Raw genomic sequence first — 18,229 nt, 5'->3', positions numbered from 1 at the left:
TTGCTCAATAGAGATGGCCAATGAGCCAAAAAAGGGAGAGATGAAATCATGCTGCGTACCCGTAAATTGTTGGCTGCTTTGATCTGCGTCTGCCTGTTCAGCCTGGCCGCCGCCTGCGGCAGCAAGACCTCGAACAACACCGTGGATACCGGCGCTGCTGCGCCCGCATCCGGAACGGAAACCGTCGCGGCAGGCCCGCTCAAGAAACTCGTCATCGCGGAGCCGCTCCATTCTATCGGCTACCTGCCGCTCTATATTGCGCAGCGGGACGGGTATTTCAAGAAGAACGGTCTGGACGTAAAGGTGATCACGGCAGCCGGAGGCACGCATGTAACGGCAGTCGTCAGCGGCGACGCCTGGGGCGTTATCGGCGGACCGGAATCCAACGCCATGGCCAACAGGAAGAACGACGATCCGATCATCTCCGTCGTCAATGTCGTCAACCGGGCCAATGTATATCTGATGGCGAAGAAAGGAACCGGGCCGAAGAGCGATTCGCCTGAGGACTTGAAGGCTTTTCTCCAGGACAAGAAGCTGATTGTCGGCCGTCATGGCGGCACGCCCAATCTGCTGAGCCGGTACCTGCTCATTGAGCTCGGCCTTGATCCCGATAAGGACGCTCAGCTTCTGGAGCCGGCGGACAGCTCCGCGGTTGTCGCCATGATGCAGTCCGGAGCTGGGGAGATCGCGAACGGCGCCGAGCCGCAGGTGAGCGATGGAATGTCCAAGGGCGTATGGGGCGAGCCGTTCTACAAGTTCCATTCGCTTGGCGACTATGCCTATTCCGTACTAAGCGTCAAGAAATCGACTATCGAGAAGGACCCGGAGACGGTCCAAAAATTCGTGAATTCGATTCTGGAGGTGTTGCAGAAGGTCAAAGACGATAAGGAATATGCAGCTGCTCAGGCGAAGCTGGAATTTCCGACTATGACGGATGAGGCGCTTAAAGCATCGATGGAACGCGCATATGCGGACGAGCTGTGGAGTCCGGACGGGCAGATTTCCGAAGACGCGCTCAAAAACGACATGGATGTCATGGCCAAAACCAAGATATTTACAGATCCCTATACGTATGACGGCCTGATTGATATGCAATTCGTGAATAACGCGAAATAACTACATTAATCCATGAGGTGACGACAATGAGACTCGTAAAAGAAAACCTGGAGCCTTCAAAAACGGCTATTATCGTAGTCGATGTACAAAACGATTTCTGTCATCCCGACGGCGCCTGTGCCCGTCGCGGCAGCGATGTCAGCGGGGTGAAGGAAATGATGCCGCATCTGCACGGTCTGCTTAGCGGAGCAAGAACATACGGTGTGCCGATTATATTCATCCAGACGTTCCATGAGAAGGCGACCGACTCCGCTGCCTGGACTGGCCGCTCGGACGGCCGCTCGGGCGAAGTGTGCCGGACCGGCACCTGGGGCGCGGAGTTCTACGAAGTGGCTCCGCTGCCGGGCGAGATTATCGTCAACAAGCACCGGTACAGCGCCTTTATCAATACCCGGCTGGACTCCGTGCTCCGAACTCTGAAAATCGAGACGCTGGTCATGACCGGCGTCAGCACGAATGTATGCGTGGAATCCACTGCACGCCATGGCTACATGCTGGATTACAATATTGCGTTCGTAGCCGATGGCTGCGCCGCTTTCTCGCAGGCGGAGCATGACACGACGCTTTCGAACATCGACAGATTCTTTGGTACTGTCGTGAATTCCGGCCAATTGATCGAAACATGGGAGTCAATGGCTGCCAAGACCGTTACGACGGCAGGCTGAAGATCACAATCATAACCGGAAGGAGGCGTCTCCAGCGGCAATTATGCCGCCTGTGGGCGGCCTCCTTTCTTTTTCCCGGCACCCGCACGCTGCGCTGTTTATTACGTTACAGAAATGGGAGAATGCTGCTGTGAAAACCAAATCAACCGCTGCCATCCAGTATGTCATATGTCTTGGAGCGTTCCTGTCCAATCTGTCGGCGGGGATGTTCAATATTGCGCTGGTCGATATCGCAGGAGACTTTCACCGCTCCATTCCATCGACCCAATGGGTGGTGACGATCTATCTGTTGACCATATCCGTTTGTCTGCCGCTGATGGGCGCGATTGGAGATCTGCGGGGCAAGCGGGATATTCACAATCTGGGATATTTTATATTTATGATCGGAGGCTTATTCTGCGCATTGTCGCCTAATTTGCCTGCGCTGATCGGCTTTCGCATCCTTCAGGGCATCGGGGCGTCCATGTACCAGGCGAATAATATGGCACTCGTCGTCTCGCTGTTCCCTCCCGAGAAAAGGGGAAGAGCGCTTGGAACAGTCAGTACCTTCGTGGCCGCCGGCGCTCTTATCGGTCCAAGCCTGGGCGGTGTCATCATTCAGTTGTCCTCCTGGAGGTTCAACTTCTGGCTGCTCGCTGCCGTTGCACTCGGCGCGTGGCTGCTCGCGCAGCGGCTAATACCTAAGGACAAGACAGTCGGCAAAGCTATGCCCGATTTGCCCGGGGCCGGATTATTCGCCGTTTCCCTCACTGGACTTGTTACAGGTCTGAACCTCGGAACGACCCTGGGATGGAATTCGGGGGTCGTCTGGCTGCTGCTTGCGTCCTTCTCCATATTCGCCTATCTGTTCGCCAAGTGGAGCTTATCCGCCAGATGGGCGCGAATTGGCCGTGCGCCCTTCATCCGGCTCGCCATGTTCAATCATCCCGCAATCGTCTTCGGGATCCTGCTGACAATCGTCACGTATGCCGCAGCATTTGCCACCCAAATCGTACTTCCTGTATTTCTGCGCAGCGTGATGGGGCTGGAGCCGGCCGCTGCAGGTCTGGTGGTTATGGCATATCCGGCTTCGCTGATCATATCCGCGCCGCTGAGCGGCGGCAGCTCCGACAAATACGGTTCTACGCCGATCATGCTCATAGGACTGGGCTGTATGGTCGCCGCCATGACTGCGCTGAGCTTCCTTTCAGTGGACACCAGCCTGGTTTATGTCATCACGTTCGTTGTGCTGCTCGGCTGCGCGATGGGTATGATCACGTCGCCAAACAACAGCATCGTGATGGGCCGCACGCCGAAGCAGAATCTGGGCATGATGAGCAGCATGATCGCACTGAACCGCAATCTTGGCATGATGACCGGCGCGGCCATCGGCGGCATGATTATGATTGCCGCGCCTGGCAGTCAGAGCGCTGCAGCAGGAGGCAGTGCCGGTCAGCTTGTGCGCAGCTTCCGGGACGGGTATCTGTCGATGGCGGCGATTGTGCTCGCAGCCCTGCTGGTTTTTGTATGGATCGTGCGCGTCGGCGCAAGATGGGATCGCACCGGATCGCACGCCGGTGTGGAACAGAAATCGATGGTCTAGAGCTGCCCCCGAGATATATGGGGAGCATTGGGATTAACGCTTGATTCTATTCGGGTCGGCCATAGTTTAAAGCACATAGCCGCGCAAAGCTGCGGCTTTTTTATTTTGCGTATCCCATTGAACGAAATAATCATGCAAGCGTATCAAGGACGGATTTGGAAGAAATAATAACGAAATGCCGCTTGACTTGGAGTGCACTCCAAACGATAAGATATCCCTTGCAGCGAATCAATCCTAACCAAAGCGTCCAACATACTGGAAGGAGAGCAGGAGGCTGGAGTATGGATTTTCGATTGCATGGAAAAAGAGCAAGCACAGCTATTCGGCAGACGATGGACTTTATCTTAGTCCGGCAGAGACTGGGGCTGAATAGCCGGATAATGTTCGGAACATCATATCTCAAGACATGAGAGGAGACTGGTTATGCATACGGATAACTTATATAAAATCACCCCGCAAGCGCCGATTCCATCGGGCTTCGGGCATCAAACAACGGCGCTTGAGGCGCTTGGCGGACGCGACCTGAGCGGCAAGACTGCAATCGTAACCGGCGGCTATTCAGGCATTGGCCTTGAAACAACCCGTGCTCTGGCAGAAGCGGGAGCGACAGTTATTGTACCTGCAAGGACGCCGGAAAAAGCCCGCGCTTCAGTCGCCGGGATTCCGAGGGTGGAGCTGGAATCGCTTGATCTTATAAACCCGGCTTCGATCGATGCCTTCGCCCGGCGGTTTCTCGATTCCGGCAGGCCGCTGGATATTCTCGTCAACAGCGCCGGGATCATGGCTGTTCCTCTTACGCGTGATGCGCGTGGATACGAATCCCAATTTGCCACCAATCATCTGGGCCACTTCCAGCTGACTGCCCGGCTCTGGCCCGCCTTGAAAAAGTCGGGAAACGCACGGGTTGTCTCGGTCAGCTCGGGGGCGATACGCTATTCGGGCATAGATTTCGGGGATCCGAACTTTGAGCGCAAAGAGTACGACAAATGGATAGCATACGGCCAGTCCAAATCAGCCAACGCGCTGTTTGCCGTCGAGCTGGACAAGCGTGGATATTCGTCCGGCGTGCGCGCCTTCTCGCTCCATCCCGGCGTGATTATAACCGATCTATCACGTCATCTGTCGGATGACGAGATGCGCGCCATGGGCGCGCTCGACGAACAGGGCCGCCGCGTCGCTTCCGATCCTTCTCGGTACAAGTCCCCTGAGCAGGGTGCGGCAACAAGCGTTTGGTGCGCAGCAAGCACACAGCTGGACGGAATGGGCGGCGTTTACTGCGAGGATGCCGACATCTCCGTGGTTGTTCCCGATGACGCTCCGATTGGTCCGGGTGTCGTGCAATGGGCGATCGATCCCGAATTTGCGGAACGGCTGTGGCTGCTTAGCGAGGAACTGACCGGCGTGAAGTTCACGATTTGAACGGATGAGACGCGCTGATCCGGGCGGTTGATCTTTTTCAAGCATTAATGCTCCTATGCATACACTTTGAGGGCCGCTCAGATTCCTGTTTCCAGGAATTGAGCGGCCTTTTCACATTTTCTGCAAATCGCCTTCAGATAATTGTCTTCTTGACACTTGAATCATCCTCACTCTATAATGGTCACTATATTAAACGTAATTATTACGTTTAAAAAGGCTAATCGAATCGGAATTCGATTATTCATTTCATATTAATCAGCACGCGATGATTAGCATGAAGATGGATTCAGAACATAAGGAGGGTCGGAAAGGCGCGGGCGGCAATGGGAAAATGGAGTTGGATTATGAGACCTATACATATTTGGGAGGATTACCATGAGGAAATCAATTAAGCTTTCTTTCACGATCATTGCGGTTTTGATACTGGCCCTGACTGCAGCAGCCTGCGGGCAGGAGGACGAAGCTGACCCTGCATCTAATTTGGCGAACACAACCAACACAACCGCGGCGGCAGCTCCCGTGCAGGAATTATCCCCGACCAAGGAGGAGACCGCCGCAGACGGCCAATCCACGGTTTTTTATACGTTCCAGGATGATGCGGACAAAACCGTCACTTTGACGGCCAAGCCTGAGCGGATTGTTGTGCTGGCTCCGGAGTTCCTGCCCGTGTTATACGAGCTTGGCGGGAAAGCCGTCGGACGTATCACTGTCAACGCCTCGCCTGTGCCGGAGGCAGCCGAAGATATTCAACAGCTGGGTACGGTGGGGCAGGTCAATGTGGAGCAGCTGGTTGCCTTGAAACCGGATCTGGTCATTGGCTCCACAACCTTTGATGCAAAATTAACCGATTTGATGGCAAGCAATCACATTCCTTTGGCATTGCTGAAAATGTCTTCCTTTGAAAGTGTTAAAGAAAAAGCGAAGCTGTTCGGTATTATAACCGGCAATGAAACGAAAGCAGGCGAGCTGATTGCCAAAATTGAAGCCGACATGGCCGGGATCAGCAGCAAAATACCGGCAGACCAGCATCCGACCTTTACCGTATTAAATGTTACTCCATCAAGTATTTCGCTGCAGCGTTCGAACACGACGGCACTGGAGATCGGACATCTTCTGGGCATGACCAATATCGCCGAAGGCATGAGCGCGTCTCCAAACAGCGCAACCTCTGCGCCATACAGCATGGAAGCTTTAGTGGCCGCACAACCGGATTTCATCTTCATGACCATACACGGAGCCCAGGACAAAGGGATGGCCAAAATCCAGCAGGACCTGGAGAAAAATCCGGCATGGGCTTCCCTCACTGCGGTGAAGGAAAAACGCGCGATGGTCATTCCTGCAGATAAATTTCTGACGAATCCCGGCTTTAATTATGCGGAATCCATGAAGCTGATGGCGCAGATCGTATATCCGGAGATTTTCGGGTGACAGCCAACAATAAAGCATTAAGGCACCGGGGCGGCTGGAGGGCGGGGATGCTCATCCTTTTTCTTGTGGCAGCGGTGATGGCCTTTACGTTCAGCATGAACAGAGGGGCCATCGCGATTCCGCTCGGAGATACGTGGAGATATTTGTTCCACCCGTCCCAAGAGGGCGTGATGAGGGATATTATCTGGAATATCCGTTATCCGCGGACGCTGGTAGCGGCACTGGTAGGTGCGAATTTGGCGGTTTCCGGCGCATTGCTTCAAGGCGTCATGCGCAATCCGCTGGCTGACCCCCACATCATCGGGGTATCGAGCGGTGCCGGTCTCCTGGGGATGATCGTCCTCATTGCGCTGCCGAATATGTCCTATCTGTTAACGCCTTTCGCTTTTATCGGCGGGACGGGCGCTGCTCTGTTGATCTATTTATTGGCGTGGAAGAACGGGATTGTGCCTACACGAATCATATTGGCCGGCGTAGCCGTATCTGCCTTTATGGGGGCGGGAATATCCGCATTGTTAACGTTCTACAGCGACCGGGTTCAGGGTGCGATTTCGTTCATGGTCGGAGGGCTGTCCGCCAAAAGCTGGCCGCAATTCGATACGATTTTGCCCTATTCGGTCGTTGGCCTGGCGGTCGCGTTCTTATGCGCAAGAAAGATGAACATTCTCATGCTGGGCGACTCGACGGCGAAGAGCCTGGGAACGCGCGTGGAGCTGACGCGGATTATCGTGACGATGGTGGCTACTTTTCTGGCTGCGAGCGCGGTCAGTATTGTCGGTTTGCTCGGCTTTGTCGGCCTGATCATTCCTCATACCGCAAGAATGCTGGTGGGCAATGATTATCGCGTGCTGCTTCCTGCTTCCGCGCTGCTGGGCGTTGCTGTTATTACCGCTTGCGATACTGTAGCGCGGCTTGCTTTTGCCCCTATCGAGCTGCCGGTCGGCGTCATCATGGGAGCATTGGGCGCGCCGTTCTTCCTGTATCTGCTAAGGAGGAAAACCGTATGAGCTTCATCCGGGCAGTGGGAATCACTCAGCAATTTAATGACAAAACAGCTGTTAACCAGCTGGATCTCTCCATCGATCAAGGCAGGATTTACAGCATTATCGGGCCGAATGGCTGCGGGAAGAGCACTCTTCTCAGGATACTGGCGCGGCAGCTGAAGCCGAAGCAGGGCGAGGTATTCCTTGAAGGAGAAAATTTGTACAAAATGCCGCCCAAACGGGCAGCGCTTAAGCTGGCTCTGCTGGCCCAAAGCGCCGAACCGGTCGATTTGACCGTTCAGCAGCTCATCGCATATGGGCGCTCTCCGCATAAATCGATGCTCCAAAAAATGAACAAAGACGACGATGAAATCATCCGTTGGGCGATTGAGCAAACGAATCTGCAGCATTTGGCAGACCGCAATGTGGCAACATTATCCGGCGGAGAACGCCAGCGCGTATGGATTGCGCTGGCTATTGCCCAGCAGTCCATGGTGCTGCTTCTTGACGAACCGACGACCTTCCTCGACGTTTCCCATCAGCTGGAGGTGATGGAGGTGGTGGCGGGGCTTAACCGCAATCACGGGACGACGATTATTATGGTGCTCCATGATATGAATCATGCGGCTGCCTATTCGGATGAAATTATCGTCATGAATCATGGGAGGCTTTATTCCAAAGGCGCTCCGGACGAGGTGATGACACCCGCCATGCTACGGGAGGTTTTTCAGGTTGAAGCGCGGATCTATACCGATCCGGAGGACGGGAAACCGGCATACTTACTCAAAGGTCTTGCTGACAAAGAAAGGGCAGGTAAAGAATATGTCCACTAAAACCTACCGATATCCGATAACGGCGATTGTCGGGCAAGAGAAGATGAAGCAGGCGCTGCTCCTGAATGTCGTCAATCCAAAGCTCGGCGGGGTCTTGATCCGCGGGGAGAAGGGGACGGCGAAGTCGACGGCCGTTCGCGCGCTGGCGGATTTGTTGACGGAGCTAAAAGTGGTAAATCTGCCTGTAGGAGCGACGGAGGACCGGGTTGTCGGGACGCTGGATATCGAGCATGCCATCAAACACGGCGAGAAGAAATTCGAACCCGGCTTGCTGGCAAAAGCGGACGGTCATATTCTCTATGTGGATGAAATCAATCTGCTGGAGGACCACATCGTTGATGTGCTGCTGGATGCGGCAGCCATGGGGATCAATACGATCGAGCGGGAAGGGATTTCTTATTCGCATTCTTCACGGTTTATTCTGATCGGAACGATGAATCCCGAGGAAGGGGATTTGCGCCCGCAGCTGCTGGACCGGTTCGCCTTATCCGTCGAGGTCAGCGGGGAGAGGGATGCCCGGCAGCGGGTCGAGGTCATTAAACAAAGGCTCAGCTACGAGAAGGATCCGGAAGCTTTTTGCCAATCTTACGGGACAGATCAGCTTCTGCTGGAATCGCAGATCCGTCAGGCCCGGGAAACCTTGAAGCATGTGCAAATAAGTGACGACATGCTGTCGCTTGCTGCCCGCTTATCGATTGGTTTGGATATGGACAGCCATCGCGCCGATATTATGATGATCAAAACCGCAATGACGATTGCCGCCGTCGATGGAAGAACGGAAGCATGTCTGAAAGATATGAAGCAGGCGGCACAGCTTGTCCTGCCCCACCGTCTGCGTCAGACTCCGTTTGCGGCAAGGGAAGTATCCTATGACCGGATCGATCTATTGATCGATGAAATAAGTGTGGTGAAGTAAAGCGGATGACCAGCTTTCCTTATTGCGCAATTACAGGACAGGAGAAGGCAAAGAAAGCATTGATTATGCTGGCTGTTAACGAGGATTTGGACAGCATTCTGTTATCCGGGGAGAAAGGGGCGGGAAAATCCTTATTAGCCCGGGGCTTTACCGATTTACTGCCCCGGAAGCGGCGGGTGGACATCCCGCTTCATATAACAGAGGATCGTCTGCTGGGCGGTGTCGATCTGGAATATGCCTTGAAGCATGGAGAGAAAAAGGCTCAAGCCGGATTATTGGCAGCCGCACATCAGAATATTGTTCTTGCGGATGACTTGAATCTCATGGCTGACTCTAATGTTCATGCGATCGTTAATGCCGTCGCGAGCAAGCAAATTGAAGCGGAGCGTGAAGGTTTGTCCATCTCGTATCCAAGCGACAGCATTCTTGTTGCGGCGATGAATCCGGACGAAGGCGGGCTTTCTGCGGGCGTGTTGGACCGGTTTGGTTTATTTGTCTCCATGACATGTGAGCATTCAGTTGAACACCGCCGGGATATTATCCGCTCAGCACTGGCGTATGAGCGGGACCCGGAGGGGTTCAGCCGGTCGAAGGAGCAGGAGACCCTTCAGCTCCAGGAATTGATCATTACAGCCAAAGGTTGTTTATCAAGGATGAATATAAGCGGGCAGCTGCTGGAGTTGGCTGCATGGACCACACTGAACGCGCAATGCCGCGGACACCGCGCCGATTATTATTTGGTCGAAGCGGCCAAAACCATCGCGGCATTGGCCGGCCGGGACGAAGTGGAAGCAGGCGACATCCGCTTGGCGGCGGAGTATGTGCTGCTTCATCGGATGGGCAGAGAGCAAAACAGCTCAGCAGCGCAAGAGCAGGAAGCGGATAACGGTGAGATTCCCCTGCAGCCGCAGCGCCCACAGCCCAATTCATCGGATTCACCGAATGCGGGCCAAGGCGCTCAACCGGATGCAGCTTCAATGGATCATGAATCGGAGCGGCAAACTAAGACCAAGTCCGGATCGGATCAGGATAAAGTGGAATCTATTGGAGCCATTATAGAGCCGAAGAAGCTGGTCTTCTCCGCCCAGGATGACAAGATCCGCTCAGGTACCGGCAAAAGAAGCAAAACGAAAACAGGAACCAAACAAGGACGTTATGTGAAAGCCGTTTACCCGAAGGGCAAGACGCTGGACATTGCGTTCGATGCTACCCTGCGGGCGGCGGCGCCCTTTCAGAGGATGCGTCCGCAAAAAGAAGAAACGGCCTGGAACATTAGCCGCGAGGATATAAGGGTCAAGGTGCGGGAGAAACGCGTTGGCGTAACGATGCTGTTCGTTGTCGACGCAAGCCGCTCCATGGCGGCGGAGAAACGGATGCAGGCGGTGAAGGGGGCCATTCTCTCCCTGCTGCAGGATGCCTATCAGAAGCGGGACCGTGTGGGTATGGTCGCATTCCGTCAGGAGTCGGCGGAGGAAGTGTTATCCATCACCCGCAGTGTCGAGTTGGCGGAGAAGCAGCTTCGTTTGCTGCCTGCGGGAGGCAGGACACCGCTCGCGCTTGGCCTGATGAAAGGGATTGAGCTGCTTCGTCAAGCCCTCAAGCGGGATCCGGAAATTGTGCCGGTGATGGTTGTGATTACGGATGGCAAAGCCAATGTCGGCCTGCAGCAGGGATTATCGATCCAGGACATTCTTGCAGAAAGCAGGCAGATTGGCAGCGGGGTGCCGGCAGCGGGTATCCATTCGCTTGTGCTCGACACGGAGCAGGGCTTTGTGAAATTGCATCAGGCCCGGGAGCTGGCGTCGGCGATGCAGGCACAATATGTTCAGCTGGAGCAACTGGAGGGATCGCATATCACGGCAGCGGTAAGAGACAGTCTAAGGATATAGATCATATCTATAAGCGGGAGCTGGAAACCTATGCACATTATAATAGCAACAACGTCCTATTCGACATTGGCGGATATCGCCGCTGCCTATCAGCAGCTGTCCGGGGCGCAGCAAGCCCGGCTTACCATCGCTTTATTTAATATTGAGGATAAGCAAGGAGATGACCGCCGGGCGTATTTTGCGGAAGATGTGCAGCGTGCAGATCTCTTTCTCTATGATCCCCACGGAGCCGACGCCGAAACCATGATGGAGATGAACAAAGCCGGTGAAGCTCACGGGATCAATCAAATATCGATGATGCTGCAGGAGGCCGGCTCGCTGCGGTTTTTGAGATTGGGGGAATTGCGGGGCAGCGATATTGAGATTGATCCTGTCACACAGCTGCCTATACTTGCCGATGATGCCGTGGAGACCAATCTGCATGGGGATGAAGCAGGAAGCAAGCAACAGGCTTTGCGGCAGTTGATTAAAATCCAGGCCTATTGGCGGGCAGCGGGAGCTGCGAATTGGCTGCAATTCTTTTATTATGCGGGACGTACATACGGAAAGTTTGATTTCCCTGAACCGGGCGAACCGGCAGCCTACCCGGACCTTGGCATTATAGATCCTGATACTAAATTGTTCTATGAGAATGCGGCGGCTTATGCGGCGGATAGGCCTTTCGATAATGAAAAACCGGTTGTCGCCTTTATTTATTTGGCGAATAACTCGCGTTTGTATACCTCGGGTGTAGTGGCAGAAATCGCTGAGCGCATGAGAACGGTGGCCAATGTGCTGCCGATCGGTTTGGTCAGCTCGATGAAAGTGAATGTGCAGCGCTTAAAGCAGCTGCTGGCGCAGCCTGGCAGTGAAGCGGCCTTGCTCGTGAACTTTCTTGGCTTCCGCCTGGGAAGCGGCCCGCGCAGCGAAGGTATATCCGGCGTAGTTGAGATGCTGGAGGAGCTTACGGTTCCGATCCTGCATCCCTTCTTTCTATCCAGATTAACGCAGGAGGAATGGGAGCAGTCAAAACGGGGCCTCAGTCCCTCCGAGTTTCTTGTTCATGTGGTGCTGCCGGAGTTGGATGGCAATATCGACATTTATCCAGTGGCGGCGATGAAGGATGCCGGTTATGACGAAACGCATCAGATCCGCCATAGACAGCTCGCTATTATTGAGGAGCGCGTAGAACGTTTGGTCGCGCGGGTGAAGAAGCTGTTGGCGCTTCAAGCGAAGGTGAACGCGGAGAAAAGGGTTGCGCTGATTTGCTATAATTATCCGCCAGGTGAAGGCAATCTCTTCGGCGGATCCTTCCTGGATACCTTTGAATCCGTATCCCGTCTGCTGACCCGGCTGCAAGCGGAGCGTTATCAGGTTGAGCCGTTATCGGCAGAGGAGCTGCGCGGGCGGTTCCTCCAGGGACAGCTGGTAAACTCGCCGAGATGGGCGGATGAACAAGGGGCAGATCGTTTGATCCGTTACGACAAGATGAATTATGATCAGCGCCTTCAAGCCATGTCGCAAAGCTTCATAGAGTCCATGACGGCTCAATGGGGGGCTTCGCCAGGTACCGTTATGGCCGAAAATGAACAATTTCTTATACCCGGCATACAAAACGGCAATGTTTTTATCGGACTGCAGCCTACGCGAGGCATTCATGAAAATCCCGAAAAGGTCTACCATGATGATATGCTTCTTCCGACTCATCAGTATGCGGCTTATTATCAATGGCTGTGCGAGGAATTTGCTGCGGATGTCATTGTTCATGTTGGAACTCACGGCACGCTCGAATTTCTGCCGGGCAAGGAAAGCGGCATGTCGGGAGATTGCTTCCCGGACAGCTTTATAGGAGAGGTTCCGCATCTATATTACTACTATGTGGGCAATCCCTCGGAGGGGATGATCGCCAAGCGGCGGTCGCATGCGGCCTTGATCAGCTACCAGTCGCCCCCATTCGTTGAAGCGGGATTATACGACGCGTTTGCAGAGCTGGAGTCGCTTGTTCACGAGTATCGCGACGCGAGGCAGCTGGATCCGGATCGCTGTGAATCGATATGGGCGGAGATGAAGCAGCAAGCGGAGCATTTAGCGTTGAATTGTGAGAATTTTGAGCAGGTAGAGGACGAATTGTATCTCATGAAACGCTCCGCGATTCCGCGCGGGCTGCATGTTCTGGGCGAAGGGTATGAGCATGACGATGCACTGCGGCATATGGCCTTTGTCCTTCGTCATGACCGGACAGAGGCGCCTTCCTTGCGCAGGCTGTTGGCAGTAGCGCAGGGAAAGGGCTACGATCAATTGATCACAGATAATGCCGTCGATCAATTGTCGATTCTGGATGAAGAAGCCCATCGGGTCATTGAAGCCTATATTCAATCGGGAGAAATCCCGGATGTGCGGAGCGAGCTGGCAGGGGATTTTCAGAGAACGCTGGCTTTTGGCAAAGCCGCATATGACGCTGCATTGCATAATGAAGAAATTGAAGGCCTTCTTCGCGGTCTAAACGGTCGATATCTCCCCGTTAACCTAGCAGGTGATGTTCTGCGAAATCCGGAAATATTGCCGACCGGACGGAATATGTACCAGCTGGATCCCCGAGCGGTTCCAAGCGCCTCGGCTGTGAAACGCGGCATCGAGATCGCAGCCAATACCGTTTCGTTATTTTATGCACAAAAGGGTGCTTATCCGAATACGACGGCGATTGTGCTGTGGGGAATCGAAACAGCCCGGACGCAGGGAGAATCCATCGGACAGATCATGCATTACCTGGGTGTGCGGCTGGGCAAACGCGGTCATAATCTGAAGCCCGCGTATGAGATCATACCTTTAGCAGAGCTTGGCCGTCCCCGTTTGAACATTGTGATCACCATTTCCGGCATTTTCCGCGATATGTTTTCCAATGTGATGGAGGACTTGAATCTGCTCTTCAAACAAATCGCCAGTCTGGATGAACCGGAAGACATGAATATTTTCAAGCAGCGCACCGGTAAATTGCTGAAGCAGCTGGAGGAAGACGGCTATGCGCCGGACGATGCCTTCGACCTGGCCTGCGCGAGAATATTCGGCCCGGCCGAAGGGGAATATGGAACGGGTGTAACAGGAATGATTGAGACGAAGAATTGGACGGACGAGGAGCAGATCGGAGACCGGTTTAATCAGAGCATGCATCATGTCTACAGCAGCAAGATCCGCGGACAAGAAGCAGGGCAGCTGTTTAACGCCAATCTCGAAGCTGTCGATATAGTTTCGCAGCTGCGCAGCAGCCATGAGCATGAAGTGGTTGACATTGATCATTATTATGAATATTTTGGCGGGCTCTCCAAAACCATCGAGAAGATCAAAGGGGAGAAGGCGGAAATCTACATATCCGACACGACGGGGGAAAGCGTGCTGACGGAGGATGTGCGCGGGTCCATCAACCGAGGGGTTCGCACACGATTGCTGAATCCCAAATGGATTGATGGCTTAATGGAGCATCCCTATCACGGCACGCAAAAAATAGCGCAGCGGTTCGAGAACCTGTTGGGACTCGCTTCAACCACCAACAAAGTAGATAACTGGGTGTTCTCAAGCCTCCATGACACCTATGTAGCGGATCCGGAACGCAGCAAGCAGTTGGAGGAAAACAACGCTTTCGCCTACCACGAGATCATCGAGACGATGCTGGAAAGCTATCAGCGCAGTTACTGGTCGCCGACGGATGAGCAGCTTGAACAGCTACAGCAAAAATATATGGAGATCGAAAGCGGCCTGGAATCTTAATTCTTTCCTGGTGCCGAAATAGTTGATTCGTCCCCTAGCCTGGTAGTCCTGTTACTAGTATAAGCATACTGTGGCTGCCTCCATACGGATCGATTAGAATGAATCTATATTCAATCAACATCAATCCAGGGAAGTGAGGAAACCATATATGCAAACAAGGAAACTGGGACGCGAAGGGCTGGAAGTGTCGGCCCTGGGCCTTGGCACCATGATGATGCCAAACGATGAGGAGTCTGTACGCACGATCCAGGGAGCGCTGGATCTCGGCGTAACGATGTTCGATACTGCAGATATTTATGGAGAATTCCTGCAGCAGCGCTTCGGAAGCAACGAGAAGCTGGTTGGACGGGCGCTCAAGGGCCGGCGGGAGGAAGCTGTGATCGCGACCAAATTTGGGATTACGCATAGTCAAGGCCCGAAGGGAGATCCTGCATATATCAAAAAGTCCGTGGACGCCAGTCTGTTCCATCTCGGGATCGATTATATTGACCTGTATTATCAGCACCGTCCTGATCCGAATACCCCGATTGAGGAAACGGTGGGAACACTGGCCGATCTGGTCAAGGAAGGGAAAATCCGGTATATCGGCTTATCCGAAGCATCGCCCGATCTGATCCGCCGTGCACATTCGGTGCATCCGATAAGCGCTGTAGAAACTGAATACTCATTGTGGAGCAGAGAAGTGGAGGACGAAATCCTGCCGCTCCTGAAGGAGCTGGGGATCGGTTTCGTGCCTTATAGTCCGCTGGGTCGCGGCTTCCTGACCGGCCAGATCAAGAAGTTCGACGATCTTCCGGAGGATGATTACCGCCGCCATTATCCCCGGTTTCAAGGTGAGAATTTCGTCAAAAATCTGGAGGTCGTGACTCTCATTGAAACAATGGCTGCGCAAAAGGGCTGCACCGCCGCCCAGCTGGGACTGGCGTGGCTGCTGGTGCAGGGCGACCATATCGTCCCGATCCCGGGGACGAAGAGATTGGATCGGGTGCAGGAGAATCTCGGCGCTCTGCAGGTTTCCTTATCGGAAAACGATCTTGCGGAGATCGAACGCATTTCGCCTAAAGGCATCGCTATGGGGTCCCGATTTCCAGGCTAAGAGCCCCGGACACGAAAGATGAAACGAATAAAATTTGAACGTCGCCTGAATCTTCCGTAAACAGAACTCGAATATTGAACGCTGAAAAAAACCAGCCAAAGCACAGCACGCCTGTGATTAGACTGGTTTTTCGTTTTTTTATCGCGCGGAAAATTCAAGAAACACTATGATTATTCCATCTCGTCGTACATATCGGTGACAGCTGCAGCCAATGCTCTGGCTTCAAAATCTGTGGAGGAGCTGAGTTTCTCCCAGCGTTCCGTCTCGGCCAGCTTGGCCTGATCGACAGCCTTGGCGATTGCTACCGCATCGCTGCCAAGCAGAAGCCGCAGCGGTGGATTCTCCTCGTTCACAACGGCAATGATCGCAAGAGCCGCTTTGGCCGGATCGCCATTTTCTTTGCCTGTCGTTTCACGGGCATGCTTCAAGAGACCGCCTACTGTAGCCTGGTATTCCTCGCGGGGCTCGATATGGTTCATGGATGACCCCGCCCAGTCGGTGCGGAAGCCGCCCGGCTCGATGATTGTCACCTTCAAGCCAAGTGGGGTCACTTCTTTGGACAGGACTTCCGAGAACCCTTCAACCCCCCATTTGGCTGTCTGATAAGCAGCCAGTCCCGGTGCGCTGGTGCGTCCGCCTATGGAGGAAAACTGCAGAATATGCCCGAAGCCTTGTTCTCTCATCACGGGCACGGCAGCCTTGGTGACGTTGATGACACCCCACAGATTGGTCTCGATCTGAGCCCGGAAATCCTCGAAGGATGTCTCTTCAATCGATGAAATATTGCCATAGCCCGCGTTGTTCACCAGCACGTCAAGCCGGCCGAATGTCTGAACAGCAGCTTCAATGGCATGATTAGCCTGTTCGAAGTCTGTTACGTCAAGCGTTACGGCGCGAACCTGATCGCCATAACGTTCAACCAGGTCGGCAAGCTGTTCCGGCTTGCGGGCGGTGGCGATTAATTGATCCCCTTGAGCGAGGACCGCTTCTGCAAGACTGCGGCCAAAGCCGCGCGAGCTGCCGGTGATAAGCCATACTTTTTTCATTACAAATCATCTTCCCTTCGTTGTGTTGGTATGGAATGTTTAATCCAATGCTAGTATAGATCCTTAACTGGATATAGTCAAGAGATTTTGGATTAAATATTCCGATAAAATTTTATACAGTTATGAATTTCATGATTTATAGAAAAATACGCATAATTACAACAAAGAAAAAACGTTGATGTTGGATTAAATACTCTTAAATATTTATTAAACAGAGCCTTAAACATAAATAATAATAGGGATGTAAACCGAGATATATGGATCATATGATCCGAAATAAGCTTGACATGGCACAGAGGCAGCACTAAAATAGTGGTTATCGAGGTGTGAATAATGAGCAAACGCCAGGATATTATGAACGCTACGCTGGATTTGATCGATGAAGAGGGGCTGCAATCCGTCACCTTCGCCAAAATCATAAAAAGAGCAAAGGTTGGCTCCGGCACCATTTTCAATTATTTCAGCAATAAGGAAGAGCTGGTCAACGAAGTTTATAAAGAGGCGAGAATGCATATGGGCCGCTGCCTCTTATCCGGCTATGATCCCGAACTGAGCTTGTATGAGAGATTCAAATGCCTTCAACTGAACAGACTCCGGTTCGCAGTTGATTTTCCCAAGGAATTCAGGTTTATTGACCATTATTCGTACTCGCCTTATATCTTGCCGGAAATACGCGATATGGATGAAGCCGGCTCCTCACAGATTGTGCAGGCAGTTATTGTAGAAGGGCAGAAGCAGGGAATCATCAAGGAGCTGAACTCCCACTTATGCCATCAGCTTATCCACGGTATTATTTCCTCAATCGCCAAAGGATATTATGTCCATAAATACCCTTTGACAGAGCGGGAGATTCAGCAAACCCTGGAAGTATCCTGGAAAGCGATCCTTGTTTAGCGGGGTGACATGAACAGCCAGTCAGATCTGACAGGTTAATTTTATGGCCGTTCGGGATTGATTCATATATTTTCTGAGGAAGATTTCTTTACAAACAAGGATAAGTATGATAAAAATATAGATACTTTTTTATTAGCCAGCTAATTAAAATAATTTGAGGAGCTATGCTAATGATTGATGAAGAAATTCGGGAGCGTCTCTTTAAAATATCCGCTCAAATGCGCCGTAATTTTTCCGAGCTGCTGAACAGTGTAGATCTTTATGTTGGACAGGATCAGTTATTATGTGAGCTTTGGAAAGAGGACGGAGTGACTCAGGTCCAGTTAAGTGAAAGTCTTAACTGTGAACCGCCTACTGTAACCAATATGATCAATAAGCTTGAGAAGAAAGGGATTTTATTGAGGAAGCGCGATGATGCAGACGGAAGAGTGAGCAGAGTGTACGTTACACATAAGGGGCGGGAGTTACTTGAGCCGGTCGAGAAAATCTGGAGACAGCAGACAGACAAGCTGCTGGTAGGATTTTCTCCGGAAGAACGTATTACGCTAAAAAATATGATGCAGCGAATGGAGAAGAATCTTTCCTGAGCTTTTTTTATTCCAATAGTTAGCCTGCTAATAA

Annotated in this window: 14 protein-coding genes; 13 read left to right on the top strand and 1 reads right to left on the bottom strand. The window is 52.8% G+C overall.

The window, feature by feature from the left end; all coding sequences use genetic code 11:
• Positions 1-48: 48 nt before the first annotated feature.
• From AC0YOA_RS01445 to AC0YOA_RS01395, 11 genes are all read left to right on the top strand, one after another.
• Positions 49-1,116 carry an ABC transporter substrate-binding protein gene (locus AC0YOA_RS01445; protein WP_475785089.1) on the top strand — a complete coding sequence of 356 codons (1,068 nt, stop codon included), beginning with the start codon at positions 49-51 and terminating at the stop codon, positions 1,114-1,116.
• Positions 1,117-1,142: 26 nt separating this feature from the next.
• Positions 1,143-1,781 carry a cysteine hydrolase family protein gene (locus AC0YOA_RS01440; RefSeq protein ID WP_210045351.1) on the top strand — a complete coding sequence of 213 codons (639 nt, stop codon included), beginning with the start codon at positions 1,143-1,145 and terminating at the stop codon, positions 1,779-1,781.
• Between the two features lie 130 nt (positions 1,782-1,911).
• Positions 1,912-3,363 (top strand): MFS transporter, encoded by a 1,452-nt coding sequence (locus tag AC0YOA_RS01435; protein ID WP_475785088.1) that lies wholly within the window; start codon positions 1,912-1,914, stop codon positions 3,361-3,363.
• 423 nt (positions 3,364-3,786) lie between these two features.
• Positions 3,787-4,782 carry an oxidoreductase gene (locus AC0YOA_RS01430; RefSeq protein WP_475785087.1) on the top strand — a complete coding sequence of 332 codons (996 nt, stop codon included), beginning with the start codon at positions 3,787-3,789 and terminating at the stop codon, positions 4,780-4,782.
• Between the two features lie 375 nt (positions 4,783-5,157).
• Complete coding sequence (locus tag AC0YOA_RS01425; RefSeq protein WP_475785086.1) at positions 5,158-6,210, top strand: ABC transporter substrate-binding protein; 1,053 nt, start codon at positions 5,158-5,160, stop codon at positions 6,208-6,210.
• Positions 6,207-7,217 carry a FecCD family ABC transporter permease gene (locus AC0YOA_RS01420; RefSeq protein WP_475785085.1) on the top strand — a complete coding sequence of 337 codons (1,011 nt, stop codon included), beginning with the start codon at positions 6,207-6,209 and terminating at the stop codon, positions 7,215-7,217. Before AC0YOA_RS01425 ends, AC0YOA_RS01420 begins: the two co-directional genes overlap by 4 nt.
• Entirely contained in the window at positions 7,214-8,026 is an 813-nt protein-coding gene (locus AC0YOA_RS01415) for an ABC transporter ATP-binding protein (protein ID WP_475785084.1), read from the top strand. The genes AC0YOA_RS01420 and AC0YOA_RS01415 overlap by 4 nt, the downstream gene beginning before the upstream one ends.
• Entirely contained in the window at positions 8,016-8,942 is a 927-nt protein-coding gene (locus AC0YOA_RS01410) for a magnesium chelatase ATPase subunit I (RefSeq protein WP_475785083.1), read from the top strand. The genes AC0YOA_RS01415 and AC0YOA_RS01410 overlap by 11 nt, the downstream gene beginning before the upstream one ends.
• A 5-nt stretch (positions 8,943-8,947) precedes the next feature.
• The gene (locus AC0YOA_RS01405) at positions 8,948-10,831 is read left to right on the top strand and encodes an ATP-binding protein (protein WP_475785082.1); all 1,884 of its coding nucleotides are present in this window, start codon (positions 8,948-8,950) and stop codon (positions 10,829-10,831) included.
• Between the two features lie 30 nt (positions 10,832-10,861).
• Positions 10,862-14,572, top strand: coding sequence for a cobaltochelatase subunit CobN (locus AC0YOA_RS01400; RefSeq protein ID WP_475785081.1), 3,711 nt, complete (start codon positions 10,862-10,864; stop codon positions 14,570-14,572).
• Between the two features lie 148 nt (positions 14,573-14,720).
• Entirely contained in the window at positions 14,721-15,668 is a 948-nt protein-coding gene (locus AC0YOA_RS01395; RefSeq protein ID WP_475785080.1) for an aldo/keto reductase, read from the top strand.
• Between the two features lie 170 nt (positions 15,669-15,838).
• On the opposite strand, the gene AC0YOA_RS01390 is transcribed toward AC0YOA_RS01395, so the two are convergent.
• Positions 15,839-16,714, bottom strand: a complete 876-nt coding sequence (locus AC0YOA_RS01390) for an oxidoreductase (protein WP_210045342.1) — start codon at positions 16,712-16,714, stop codon at positions 15,839-15,841.
• A 333-nt stretch (positions 16,715-17,047) separates the two neighbouring features.
• Here AC0YOA_RS01390 and AC0YOA_RS01385 point away from each other — a divergent pair, with 333 nt between their 5' ends.
• Positions 17,048-17,608 (top strand): TetR/AcrR family transcriptional regulator, encoded by a 561-nt coding sequence (locus AC0YOA_RS01385; protein WP_475785079.1) that lies wholly within the window; start codon positions 17,048-17,050, stop codon positions 17,606-17,608.
• Positions 17,609-17,778: 170 nt separating this feature from the next.
• Positions 17,779-18,195: a MarR family winged helix-turn-helix transcriptional regulator gene (locus AC0YOA_RS01380; RefSeq protein WP_475785078.1), complete on the top strand. Its 417-nt coding sequence runs from the start codon at positions 17,779-17,781 to the stop codon at positions 18,193-18,195.
• Positions 18,196-18,229 lie beyond the last annotated feature (34 nt).

Source organism: Paenibacillus sp. JT22N12, from assembly GCF_056269365.1.
The sequence above is the reverse complement of the archived record's forward strand: the minus strand, read 5'-3'. Positions and strand labels throughout refer to the sequence as shown.

Excerpts from the sequence above, each read along its gene's own strand:
- AC0YOA_RS01445 (WP_475785089.1), top strand. The coding sequence starts at position 49 with ATGCTGCGTACCCGTAAATTGTTGGCTGCTTTGATCTGCGTCTGCCTG.
- AC0YOA_RS01440 (WP_210045351.1), top strand. The coding sequence starts at position 1,143 with ATGAGACTCGTAAAAGAAAACCTGGAGCCTTCAAAAACGGCTATTATC.
- AC0YOA_RS01430 (WP_475785087.1), top strand. The coding sequence starts at position 3,787 with ATGCATACGGATAACTTATATAAAATCACCCCGCAAGCGCCGATTCCA.
- AC0YOA_RS01425 (WP_475785086.1), top strand. The coding sequence starts at position 5,158 with ATGAGGAAATCAATTAAGCTTTCTTTCACGATCATTGCGGTTTTGATA.
- AC0YOA_RS01415 (WP_475785084.1), top strand. The coding sequence starts at position 7,214 with ATGAGCTTCATCCGGGCAGTGGGAATCACTCAGCAATTTAATGACAAA.
- AC0YOA_RS01410 (WP_475785083.1), top strand. The coding sequence starts at position 8,016 with ATGTCCACTAAAACCTACCGATATCCGATAACGGCGATTGTCGGGCAA.
- AC0YOA_RS01405 (WP_475785082.1), top strand. The coding sequence starts at position 8,948 with ATGACCAGCTTTCCTTATTGCGCAATTACAGGACAGGAGAAGGCAAAG.
- AC0YOA_RS01400 (WP_475785081.1), top strand. The coding sequence starts at position 10,862 with ATGCACATTATAATAGCAACAACGTCCTATTCGACATTGGCGGATATC.
- AC0YOA_RS01395 (WP_475785080.1), top strand. The coding sequence starts at position 14,721 with ATGCAAACAAGGAAACTGGGACGCGAAGGGCTGGAAGTGTCGGCCCTG.
- AC0YOA_RS01390 (WP_210045342.1), bottom strand. The coding sequence starts at position 16,714 with ATGAAAAAAGTATGGCTTATCACCGGCAGCTCGCGCGGCTTTGGCCGC.
- AC0YOA_RS01385 (WP_475785079.1), top strand. The coding sequence starts at position 17,048 with ATGAGCAAACGCCAGGATATTATGAACGCTACGCTGGATTTGATCGAT.
- AC0YOA_RS01380 (WP_475785078.1), top strand. The coding sequence starts at position 17,779 with ATGATTGATGAAGAAATTCGGGAGCGTCTCTTTAAAATATCCGCTCAA.